The sequence below is a fragment of the Mesorhizobium sp. CA16 genome (genome assembly GCF_020165175.1).
Lineage (GTDB): Bacteria > Pseudomonadota > Alphaproteobacteria > Rhizobiales > Rhizobiaceae > Mesorhizobium.
The window spans coordinates 88,230-99,629 of sequence record NZ_JAIUHP010000013.1; the positions used below are offsets into that span (position 1 = coordinate 88,230).

At 63.0% G+C, this 11,400-nt stretch carries 10 protein-coding genes; 6 read left to right on the forward strand and 4 right to left on the reverse strand.

Translation table 11 applies throughout. From position 1 onward, the window contains the following. Positions 1–906, reverse strand: a complete 906-nt coding sequence (gene cysD / locus LB525_RS18820; RefSeq protein ID WP_224707448.1) for a sulfate adenylyltransferase subunit CysD — start codon at positions 904–906, stop codon at positions 1–3. A gap of 451 nt (positions 907–1,357) precedes the next feature. On the opposite strand from cysD, the gene LB525_RS18825 reads away from it, so the two are divergent. Then, positions 1,358–2,650 carry an O-antigen ligase family protein gene (locus LB525_RS18825; protein WP_224545745.1) on the forward strand — a complete coding sequence of 431 codons (1,293 nt, stop codon included), beginning with the start codon at positions 1,358–1,360 and terminating at the stop codon, positions 2,648–2,650. Further along, entirely contained in the window at positions 2,647–3,591 is a 945-nt protein-coding gene (locus tag LB525_RS18830; RefSeq protein ID WP_224545746.1) for an NAD-dependent epimerase/dehydratase family protein, read from the forward strand. Before LB525_RS18825 ends, LB525_RS18830 begins: the two co-directional genes overlap by 4 nt. A 13-nt stretch (positions 3,592–3,604) precedes the next feature. Here the strand turns inward: LB525_RS18830 and LB525_RS18835 are convergent, their stop codons facing one another. The 3 genes from LB525_RS18835 to LB525_RS18845 form a co-directional block, all read right to left on the reverse strand. After that, positions 3,605–4,141: a sugar transferase gene (locus LB525_RS18835; protein WP_224545748.1), complete on the reverse strand. Its 537-nt coding sequence runs from the start codon at positions 4,139–4,141 to the stop codon at positions 3,605–3,607. A 3-nt stretch (positions 4,142–4,144) separates the two neighbouring features. Then, complete coding sequence (locus LB525_RS18840) at positions 4,145–5,056, reverse strand: glycosyltransferase family 2 protein (protein ID WP_318012411.1); 912 nt, start codon at positions 5,054–5,056, stop codon at positions 4,145–4,147. 93 nt (positions 5,057–5,149) lie between these two features. Beyond that, positions 5,150–7,183 (reverse strand): UDP-N-acetylglucosamine 4,6-dehydratase, encoded by a 2,034-nt coding sequence (locus LB525_RS18845; RefSeq protein WP_224545750.1) that lies wholly within the window; start codon positions 7,181–7,183, stop codon positions 5,150–5,152. 571 nt (positions 7,184–7,754) lie between these two features. On the opposite strand from LB525_RS18845, the gene LB525_RS18850 reads away from it, so the two are divergent. The 4 genes from LB525_RS18850 to LB525_RS18865 are packed head-to-tail and all read left to right on the forward strand — an operon-like array spanning position 7,755 to position 11,137. Continuing rightward, positions 7,755–8,885 (forward strand): DegT/DnrJ/EryC1/StrS family aminotransferase, encoded by a 1,131-nt coding sequence (locus LB525_RS18850; protein ID WP_224545752.1) that lies wholly within the window; start codon positions 7,755–7,757, stop codon positions 8,883–8,885. Then, positions 8,882–9,820, forward strand: a complete 939-nt coding sequence (locus tag LB525_RS18855; RefSeq protein WP_224545754.1) for a glycosyltransferase family 2 protein — start codon at positions 8,882–8,884, stop codon at positions 9,818–9,820. The genes LB525_RS18850 and LB525_RS18855 overlap by 4 nt, the downstream gene beginning before the upstream one ends. Beyond that, positions 9,817–10,767 carry a WxcM-like domain-containing protein gene (locus tag LB525_RS18860; RefSeq protein WP_224545757.1) on the forward strand — a complete coding sequence of 317 codons (951 nt, stop codon included), beginning with the start codon at positions 9,817–9,819 and terminating at the stop codon, positions 10,765–10,767. Before LB525_RS18855 ends, LB525_RS18860 begins: the two co-directional genes overlap by 4 nt. Further along, positions 10,757–11,137, forward strand: coding sequence for a hypothetical protein (locus LB525_RS18865; protein ID WP_224545759.1), 381 nt, complete (start codon positions 10,757–10,759; stop codon positions 11,135–11,137). Before LB525_RS18860 ends, LB525_RS18865 begins: the two co-directional genes overlap by 11 nt. The last annotated feature ends 263 nt before the right edge of the window (positions 11,138–11,400 follow it).

Genomic DNA, 11,400 nt, shown 5'->3' on the forward strand with positions numbered 1-11,400 from the left:
TCAGAAATACCCTTCGCGCTTCTTCTTTTCCATGGAGCCGGCCTCGTCGCGGTCGATAAGGCGGCCCTGGCGCTCGGAGGTGCGTGCGGTCAGCATCTCGCCGACGATGGCTTCCAGCGTGTCGGCATCCGACTCGATCGCGCCGGTCAGCGGATAGCAGCCCAGCGTGCGGAAGCGCACCAGGCGGTTCTCGACCGCCTCGCCGGGATGCAGTTGCATGCGGTCGTCATCCTTCATGATGAGCATGCCGTCGCGCTCGACCACCGGCCGCTCTTTGGCGAAATAGAGCGGCACGATTGGGATGTTCTCCTGCAGGATGTACTGCCAGATATCGAGCTCAGTCCAGTTGGACAGCGGAAAGACGCGGATCGATTCGCCCGGCGCGATGCGGGTGTTGAATATCTTCCACATTTCCGGCCGCTGGTTCTTCGGGTCCCAGGCGTGCTGGGCGTTGCGGAAGGAAAAGATCCGCTCCTTGGCGCGCGACTTCTCCTCGTCGCGACGGGCGCCGCCGAACGCCGCGTCGAAGCCATATTTGTCGAGCGCCTGGCGCAGCGCCACCGTCTTCATGACATGGGTGTGGGTGTTGGAACCATGGTCGAAGGGATTGATGCCGTCGCGCACACCATCCTCGTTGACGTGGACCAAAAGGTCGAAGCCTAGCTTCTGCGCCATCTGATCGCGAAAGGCGATCATCTCGCGGAATTTCCAGGTGGTGTCGACATGCAGGAACGGGAAAGGCGGCTTGGCCGGATAAAAGGCCTTCATCGCCAGATGCATCAGCACGGAAGAATCCTTGCCGACCGAATAGAGCATCACCGGCTTGGAGAAAGACGCCGCGACCTCGCGGAAGATGTGGATGGATTCGGCCTCGAGCCGCTGCAGATGCGTGAGCGCGATATTCATGGAGCGTCGAGCGTTCTCTCGTGCCGTCGGGCGGAATCTTGCACCGCAGGGGCAATCCCGTGCCACCCGGGTGCAAACTTCACTTCGGACAAACTGTTTCGTGCGGGCGTTCTAACAGATCGGTGCCGCCGATAACAATGCAAGACCCGCACGGCGCGCAGTGATTGGAGAACGAATTTTCCAAACACGCCCGGCAAAGCGGAAAATCCTGCCGGAGCCATCGAAAGCGCTGAGCGGGAAAAGCCGTGGCGCCCAGAAAATTCCTGAGTTCCCCGATCCTCGCCAGACCAGGGGATTTCTGTCGCAACATTGTCGACCGCACTATCGCGGATCGGCGCCAGCCGCTATATGGGTTCGGGGTACGGGCAAGGCGCGGCAAACGGAGACCGGCGAGGCGGCCTTTGGCTGGCTCGATGGATCCGGGCGCAACCTGGAATTGCGAAGCAAGCATTTGAACCCGTCTACAACGCTCCGGCGCCACCTCACGCCCGCACAGATCAACATCTATTTCTCGATCGTCTGCTTTTTTTCGCCGCCGGTGCTTGGATCGCTGGTCAGCATCGCCTTCAATGCCGGTGGCGTGTGGTCGGCGATGCTGGTGGCCGCGAAGCGGCGACGCTTCAATATCGACCGGCCGATGCTCGCCGTCACGGCGGCGATCTATGCCTATTGCGCGGCGATGGTTCTCGCTTCGATCGTCAACGGCACGCTTGCTGCCGATTTGCGGTTCTTCCTGCCGTTGATCACCTTCCTGCTTTTCCCCCTCTCCTATTCGACGTGGAGCATCACCGAGAAGACCGCGCTGGCACGCATCGCCATTCTGGCCAGCACCGCGGCCTGCTTCGGCGCGCTCGCGATGGCCGTGTTCCAGTCCCACCGGCTCGGTGTGAGGGCGGAGGGCGGCGCCGGCAATCCGATCGTCTTCGCTACCGTCACGTGCCTTGCCGCCATGACATGCCTTGCCGGCGCGCTGTCAGGCATCGAGAAACGCTGGAAGCTGCAGGTCCTGGCAGCGATAGCCGGAGCCCTGGCGATCGTCTATTCGGGATCGCGCATGATCTGGATGGCCGTGCCGATTGCCGGCATCGTCGTGCTTCTCATCAACCGCCGCCGGTTTACCGGCGCCAGCGTGGCGCGCTTCGTGGCGATTGGCGTCGTGGTCACCCTTGTGATTGCCGCCATCGGCTCTCGCGTCATCCTGGACCGGGCCGATTTCCTGGTTAGCGACTGGGATGCGCTGAATGTCAATGGCGACCATTCGACCGCGCTCGGCTTGCGCGTAGCGATGTGGGAAATCGGTTTTTCCGCGTTTCGCGAGATGCCGATTTTCGGCCACGGCATCTCGGCGAGCCGGGCGCTGATGAAGCACGGCTTGCAGGACCAGTTCGGCCTACAGCAGGGTTTCAGCCATTTCCACAACGGCTTCCTGACGGCGCTGGTCGAGGCCGGCCTGCTGGGGGCATTGGCCCTGGCGTCGATCTTCGTCGTTGCCGCACGGAACGCGGCACGGACGCTGCGCCGCAGCGCCGATCCGGTGGAGAGGTTCGGCGCGACGATGATCCTGGTCGCCGTCATCACCTATCTCACCGGCGGAATGGCCGGAATCCTGGTCGGCCACGATATCCTCGACGCGACGCTAATGGTGTTCCTGATCTCGGGAACCTACCTTGCTTCCGGACGGACGATAGAACCGACCGGAAAAAGCGCGCCCACCATGGCGCCGGGCGCCAGCCCGCAACCATGAAGGTCCTGGTCACCGGCGCGACGGGCTTCATTGGACGCCGGATCGTCAGCCGGTTGGGCGAGGCCGGATTCGACATACGGATTGCATCGCGCCTGCCGCAGCGGCTGGCAGGCGAGGACGATGCCGTCGCGCTGCCCGGTACCGATGCACCGCAGGAGGCCTTTCTGGCCCTGATGCGTGACGTGACGCATGTCGTTCACTGCGCGGCGCTCAATAATGACCGCAGTGCCGGCGCGGCCGACTTGCGAGCCGTCAACGCGACGCTGACCGGACGGCTGGCCCAAGCGGCGGCCACGCGTATCCACGGGCGCTTCGTCTATCTCTCCTCGATTCGCGCCGTGGTGGGGGCAAGGTTCAGCGGCAGGATCGACGAGGCCACGCCCCCTGCCCCGCAATGCGCTTACGGGCGCTCCAAGCGCGAAGGCGAGATCGCAATGCTGGAGGCTTTTGCAACGGCCGGACGCGCCGGCGCGACGGCGCTGCGGTTGGCGCCGGCCTATGGCGAAGGCATGAAGGGAAATCTGCGCGGGCTGATGCGGTTGGCCGCCACCGGCCTGCCGCTGCCGACAGCCGCTCTGACGGCGGTTCGTTCGCTCGTCTCGCATGACGCCGTGGCCGGCGCCGTGACGCATCTTTTGAGCCGTCCCACGGCGCCGCTCCCAACTTATGTGCTGGGCGATGCTTCGCCGGTTGCGGTGTCCGAAATCGTCACCGCGTTCCGGCGCGGATATGGCCGGCCGGCCCGGCTCCTTCCCGTGCCGGCCTGGCCGTTCCGAATGCTGGCCACGCTCAGCGGCAGACGGGCCGCGTGGCAAGCTCTGGTGGCGACGCAGGTCTGTGATTCGTCGTTGCTTGCGTCGGAAGGCTGGGAACGGGAGGCCGACACACTCGGCCGGCTTGAAGAACTGGCGCGACAGAGGAGCCGTTCGCCGCTTCCGTGAGCGGTGAACCGCTCTATGTGCGGAAGAACGTGCCCAGCAATATCTTGAGGTCCAGGCCGGTCGAGGCGGCCTTGACGTAGGCCGCATCGGTTTCCGCGCAAAGTTTTGGATCGGACATGTCGATGCCCTTGACCTGCGCCAGCCCTGTGATGCCTGGAAGTGCTGCCAGCACGCCCAGTTCCTTGCGCCGTTCGATCAGTTCCGCCTGCGTCGGCAGGCATGGACGAGGGCCGACAAGGCTCATCTCACCCTTCAGCACGTTCCAGAGCTGCGGCAGTTCGTCGATCTTGGTTGCGCGCAGAACCTTGCCGACCGCGGTGACCGAACCGGACGGCGCCTCGTGGGTGGGCAAGGAAGGGGTTTCCCGATACATGGTGCGCAGCTTGTGGCAGGCGAAGAGGGCTCCTCCCCGGCCGACGCGGATCTGCGAGAAGATGGCGGGGCCGGTCGACGTCGCCCGGATCGCCAGCATCGCGACAAGCAGGACCGGCGACGCCACCGCCAGCATCGGAACGGCGACCGCCAGGTCGAGCGCGCGCTTTGCCGTCATGGCTCAGATCCGGCGCCAGAGGAAAGCGACATAGAGCCCGACCGTGCCCATGAATGTCTGCCGGTAGACACCGCTTTTGCCGAGCAGGCCGAAGCGCCTGAAGACATTGCCCTTGCGCGCCCTGATGAACAGGCGAAGGCAAAGCGCTGCATCGCGCGCGATGAGGTCGCGGTTGACGGCTAGGCCGCGCAGATTGGTGTCCGTCCAGGTGGCGAACTGGCCCTTGAACAGGCGGCCCAGCCTTGAAAACCTCGCTTTCCATGAAACGTTGGCGCCGACGAGGTTTGCCGCGTGCTGGCGGTATCTGACCAGCGGCCGCGGCTCGTAGCGGACCTTGCCGCCGGCGGCGGTGACGATGAGATACGCCCACCAGTCATGGCTGACGAATTCGGTTCTGGCTGACGCTTTTGCCAGAAGGTCGCGCGCCTTGCGGTTGAAGAGCATGGTGTTGCCGCCGGCGATGCTTTGCACCAGCGCGTTGCGGAAGGACGGCGGGCGCCGAAAGAGCGGCGAGTAGCCGGCCGGAGCGCCGGCCTCAGAGATAGTCGCCGTGCGCGAGCAGAACAGGAGCGGCGTTTCCATGTCCTCTCCCTCCATCCAGCGGATGGCGGCCTCCAGCCGATCCGGCTCCCAGACATCGTCCTGGTCGCAAAAGGCGTAGCAGTCGGCATCGATGCGCGGATCGAGTATCATGGAGCGGAAATTGGCGGCGAAGCCCCTTCGCGGGCCCTGCAAAAGTGTCAGCGACCCCTTGGTCCAGCGGGATCGCCACGCCTCGACGATCGCGGCCGTGGCGTCCGACGAGCCGTCGTCGGAGACCCAGAGATCGACGAGCGGCCAGGATTGCGTAGCCAAGGATTCCAATTGTTCGCCGATATAGGCCGCGCCATCCTTCGTGCCCATGAGAACGGCCACGCGCTGATCTTTGCTGGTCACGGCTTTGGAATCACTTGCCCGCGAGGTGCTTGAAAGGTTTTCAATAGCTAATTGCGGGCCCGCGGCAAAGTTTTAACCGACCTGCCCGGCCGCTTTCGGCACCGCCTCTTCGCGCACGCCGCCCATGTCTTCTTCCGCCCGATAGAGCCCGGCCAGGATGGCAAGTGCCGCGGTCTTGTCGCGAGCTTGCATCGCGGCCGCCAGCGCCGGCAGGGCCGCCTCGATCCTCGGCCATTCGACGACGCCGGTCCTGAGGCCGAAGATCTTGGCGGTGTCGAGCTTGACCACCTCCTCGTTCTCGGCGTGCAGCGTCTCGTGCAGCTTCTCGCCTGGCCTGATGCCGGTGAAGCGGATCGGAATATCGGTGTAGGGGCTTTTGCCGGCCATGCGGATCATGGTTTCGGCGACTTCGAGGATCGGCACCGGCTTGCCCATGTCGAGCATGTAGATGGCGTAGTCGTCCTTGCCCTGGCGCTGCTCGGCATCGGCGGCCGACATAATGACGAGGTCGACGGCCTCGGCCATGGTCATGAAATAGCGGGTCATGCGCCGGTCGGTGATGGTGACCGGCCCGCCGGCCTCGATCTGCGCCTGGAAGACCGTCGCCACCGAGCCGTTGGAGCCGAAGACGTTGCCGAAGCGCACGGCGATGAATTTCGTGCCCGAATGACGCAGATCAACGGGGCCGGCATGGCCGTTCGCCGCGCCGGCACGCGGCGGCGGCGAGGCCGCCTGGGCCTCATGCAGCGAGGACACGATCTGTTCGGCCGCACGCTTGGTGACGCCCAGCACCGAGGTCGGGTCGACGGCCTTGTCGCTGGAAATCAGCAGGAACTGCGGCACCCTGCATTCGGCGGCGATCTCGGCGCAGGCGAGCGTGCCGAAGACATTGGTCTCGATCGCCGCTTCCCAGTTCTCCTCGAGCAGCGGCACATGCTTCAGAGCCGCGGCATGAAAGATAATCGCGGGTTTGAACTCGCTGACGAGGCGCGTCATGTGGGGCCGGTCGGCGACGTCGACGATGCGGCTGGTCAGCCGGTCGCGGTCGGCGTCGTCGGTCTGCTGATCGAGCTGGAAAATGCCGAACTCGGAATTGTCGGCCACCAGCACCGCCTCGGCGCCCAGCTCCAGCGCGCGCTTGACGAGCACGCGGCCGATGGAGCCGGCGCCGCCGGTGACCATCACGCGCTTGCCGCCGACGAAGGCGCCGATGCGCGTGGTATCGGTGGCGACCGCCGAACGGCGCATGATGGTTTCCATCTCGACGGCATCGAGAACCAGCTTGCCGCCCTGCCCCAGTTCCGACAGGCCTGCAAACTGGACGACGGCGATGCCGCTATGGCGGGCAACGCGCACCAGCTCGGCATAGTCTTCGATCTCGCGCTCGACCCCCTGGCCGAAGATCAGGAGGTCGAGGCTTTGCGTGCCTTTGACATAGTCTTCCAGCACCTCGACCAGGCGCGGTCGCAGCGCCACGACCGGAACGCCCTGGATCCGCGTGCCGAGCGGCGCGGCGCTCTCGGTGGCCATTATGCCGGCGATGGCGTATTCGGCGGGCTGCGCCGTGCGGGTGAAGCGCACGATCAGATCCGCTTCGCCCAGCCGGCCGATGAACAGCGCCTGCTTGGTCGAGGCATCGCCGGCGGCGCGGCGCAGGATGCGCCAGCTCGCGCCGTCGCGCAGGAAGCGATAATAGAGCCTGGGCGCCGAGATGATGGTGAAGGAGACCAGGAAGAAGACGATGAACTGGCGCTCGTTGAGGCCGGCGACCGGCTGGAAGAAGAAGCGGAAGGTAAGCGAGGCCAGATAGAGCACCACCGTCAGGCTGCCGCAGCCCTTGAGGATGTTGAAAAAGTCGGGCGTGGAGGCAAAGCGCCAGACGGTGTTGTAGAGGCCGCTGGATCGGAACAGCAGATGGGCGATGAGCACGATGAGCGCCCAGCAGGCCAGCCCGCCGACGGAGAACGCGTCGAAGGAAAGCCGCGACTGCGACAGGATGAGACTAAGCGCCACCGCGACCAGGACCATGACGAGATCCTGGACCATGATGATGGCGCGCCGCATCCTCGGTCGGAGTTCCGATACGGCTTCTACGTATGCGGTCATTGGGCAGTACTGACTCCAGGCGCGGTGATACTATCAGAACGGCCGCGGACAAAACACATCGCCCACCGCCACTTCAGATTGCAATCCCCAACCCCGTCACCCGGTTACCGCCTTAGCGCGGAGAGGGCGGGAGGGCTAGAGGTTTTTTGGGCGATATTCGATTGTGCGGATGATTTGACTTGAAGCCGCAATAACTCAGGCTGGATTGCCAGTCGTTCAGAGAAACTGTCAGATACCCAACAGGGAAAGCTAATAAATGTCACGATGTGACGATCCGGCTTCCATCTTTGGCTTCAGCGAGCTCGGCGAGCGGCCGAGTGGAGTCGCTGACGGCGGTGCCGATCAGGTCTGCGGAAGCGGTTTGGCCAGCCCCTAGGCTCGCAGCGTCCCACAAAATGACGCCAGCTTGTCGCGACCGAGCCGGAATCTCAATAGTTGGGCACGCGGTTCCGGCTTTCCGCTGTTTCCGCGATGCAAGTATTCTTAACTGAGTCATGTCAGAATCATCTGAATTTCCGAATGTTTGCCGGCGAACACGCCGGAACGAACAAGACACGCCGTCGAGTTGTTGATGACGAAGCCGAATGCCGTTCCGATGAATGATCTCAAGCGTCTGTACCAGCGCTATGAGGTTGAAATCGCGCGCGAAGTAGCGAGCACGCTGCGGTCCGGATGGTGGCTCAACGGCGCGGCAGGGAAGCGATTCGCAGCGAACTTTGCGACGTTTGCAGGAGCCTCGGATTGCATCCTCGTCGCAAACGGAACGGACGCCCTTGAACTCGCCTTACGCTCTATCGTCGGGCTTGGCGATGCGCATGGACGCGAGGTGATCGTGGCGGCGAATGCCGGGGGATATGCCAGTTGCGCGTGCTGGCACAACGACCTCATTCCACACTACGTCGATATCGAACCAGCCAGCCAACTTGCAAGCGTCCAGTCGGTGCTGGAAGCGGTGAGTACCGACACGGCTGCCATTGTCGTTACCCATCTTTACGGCGGCGTGGTCGATGTACCAGCTATCCGGGCAGGACTTGTCAATGCCGGCATGTCGCACATACCGCTCATCGAGGATTGCGCCCAGGCACATGGTGCTCGCATTAGGGGTGAAACGGCTGGATCGCTTGGAGACATCGCAACTTTCAGCTTCTATCCGACCAAAAATCTCGGCGCGATGGGTGACGGCGGCGCAGTCCTCACCTCCAACCCAAGACTGGCGGAGCGCGTTCGTCAGCTTCATCAATATGGCTGGAGTTCCAAATATCATGTGGCCCTGCCGGGAGGGCGCAACTCTCGCATGGACGAGGTCCAGGCCGCGATTTTGGATGTGCTGCTTCCGGACTTGAACAGCCGCAACGAACAACGCCGTAGCATCCTTGGCCGATTTAAGGCCGCCACCGGACGCCGGCTCAAATTCCTTGACGGCGGCAACGGCGCCGTCGCACACCTCGCGGTTCTGCTGTGTGACGACCGGGACGCATTCCGCACTTTCATGAAGGAGCGCGGGGTCGATACCGATGTCCACTATCCCGTACTCGATTGCGATCAGGTTGGTTGGGCTGCCCTGCCCATGAAAGGGACCGAAAATCTCGCAATCTCCAGGGCAAGCATCAGTCGTCTCTGTTCCGTCCCGTGCTACCCGGACATGACGAATGACGAGGTCGAGCAAGTGGGCGGGGCCCTGAGCGAATGGGAGGCAATGTGACTGCGCGCTCTCTTGTTTTTCCCATTTACCGCAATGAGCCGAACATTCCTTCCCTGTTGCAGGCCGTCGCCAAATTCGACGCCATGTATGAGGGCGACATCGAGTTTGTCTTCGTCATCGATGGATCGCCCGACCAGTCGGGCGGCCTGCTGGTCAGGGCTTTGAAGGACGCCAGCTACAGGTACAAGATTATCTTCCACAGCCGGAATTTTGGCTCCTTCACGGCCATTCGGACGGGGCTTGAGCATGCATCCGGCAAACATGTGGCCGCGATGGCTGCCGACCTCCAGGAGCCGCCCGAACTCATTGTCGAATTCTTTTCGATGCTGGAAAAGGATACGGCCGACGTCGTGTTTGGCCGCAGAACCGGCCGCGACGATCCCCTTCTGACACGTTTCCTGTCCCGGGCCTTCTGGAGCGTCTACCGCAGGCTGATCTTGCCCAGCATGCCGAGCGGCGGCGTGGATATATTTGCCTGCAACCGCCAGGCGCTCGATGCGATCCTGTCAATCGAGGAGCCAAACAGCTCGCTTGTGGTTCAGCTGTTCTGGGTCGGGTTCAGGCGGGAGTTCGTGCCCTACCGGCGGCGCGAGCGGGAGCATGGGAAGAGTGCCTGGGGCATTGGGCGCCGGCTCAGATATATGATGGATTCGATCTTCTCGTTTTCCGATTTTCCGATCGTTTTCATACTCTGGGTAGGCATTGCGGGCTGCGTGCTCAGTCTTGTGTTTGCCGTGATCACCGTCGTCGCCCGCTTGCTGGGCAAGATCGATCTGGCCGGATACACGACCCTGGTGCTGCTGATCGTGGGCTTTGGATCAGCGATCCTCGCGGTGCAAGGCATCCTTGGCTGTTATCTTTGGCGGGCGGTTGAAAATACCAAATCGCGCCCATTGCGGATAATAAGCCGCATTGTTGACGGGACGTCCGCATGAACGACAAACCATTTTTCGTCCATGACCGCGGTATCTGCGAAAGCACGCGCGTCGGCAACGGAACACGCGTATGGGCGTTTGCTCACGTCCTCCCAGGCGCCGTGATCGGCGCGAACTGCAACATCTGCGATCATGTCTTCATCGAAAATGACGTGAGCGTCGGCGATGACGTCACGATAAAAAGCGGCGTTCAGCTATGGGACGGCGTCCGGCTGGGCAATCGCGTGTTCGTCGGCCCGAATGCGACCTTCACCAACGACCGCTTCCCGCGTTCGAAACACTATCCGGAGCAGTTTCTCCAGACGATCGTCGAGGACGGCGCGTCGATCGGCGCCAACGCAACGATCCTGCCGGGCATAACGATTGGCCGCCAGGCGATGATCGGCGCCGGCGCCGTGGTGACCAAGAACGTGCCGGCCAACGCCGTCGTGGTTGGAAATCCCGCCGTCATCGTCGGCTATCAGACCGGTCCGCAGGTCGAGCCTGTGATGACGCAAGCGGCCCCCGGCGCCGCGGGCGACAGGATGGCGCTGGGCGTCGGCGGATGCGAGCTCTGGCGGCTGCCGCATTTCAGCGACCTTCGCGGCGAGTTGGCCCCGCTCGAGTTCGGACAGAACCTGCCCTTCAAGCCCTTGCGCTCGTTTCTCGTTTACGGCGTTCGTTCCGACAAGGTCAGGGGCGAGCATGCCCACCGCCAGTGCCAGCAATTCCTGATTGCCACCCATGGCCGCCTGTCGGTGGTCGTCGATGACGGTCACGGCAGAAAGGAAGTGTCGCTGGCGGATCCCTCGGTCGGGCTCTATCTGCCGCCCGGCGTGTGGGGTATCCAATACAAGTTCCAGCCGGACACGGTCTTGCTCGTCATGGCCTCGCATCCATATGACGCAAGCGATTATATCAGGGACTATTCGGATTTCCTCGCGACGGTCGGGCCGGATGACCGATGACCGGATAGGCTCGGATGCGATCCGTTTTCTTGCGGCGGGAGGACTGAACACCGCGCTGACGAGTGCCGTCTACTTTGCCGGCCTGACGATGCTGTCGTCGGGCGTTTCCTACACGATTGCCTGGCTCGCAGGCCTCGCATTCGTGATGGCGTTCTATCCCGGCCGCGTCTTTCCCGGCGGGCGCACCGGCTTGACGGACCGGCTGACGGTCGGCGGCTCGGTCGCCGCGGTGTTTGTGGCAGGCTTGGTAAGCCTTCATCTTCTCGAGCGAGCGCTGCAAAGCCGAGCGGCGGCGTTCTTTGCAACGCTTGTCGTCACGACGATGCTCAATTTCCTGGTTTCTCGATGGATACTGCGCAGACGATGCTGATACGCCCCTCCTCGATCCGGGCGGCGGTCTCGGTGGCCATGATGCCGGCGTATTCGGCAGGCTGGCGCGGGCACACTATCAGAACGGCCGCGGACAAAATATCGCCCACCGCTACTTAAGATTGCAAATCTCCGACCCCGTCGCCCGGTAATCGCCTAGGACGGGACGGCCAGAGGTTTTTGGCACGTACCAATAGTATCTCCATCACGTGCGTCCGGATTGGAAAATTAATGTGTCACCGCCCACTCTTGGGTTACCAAAAA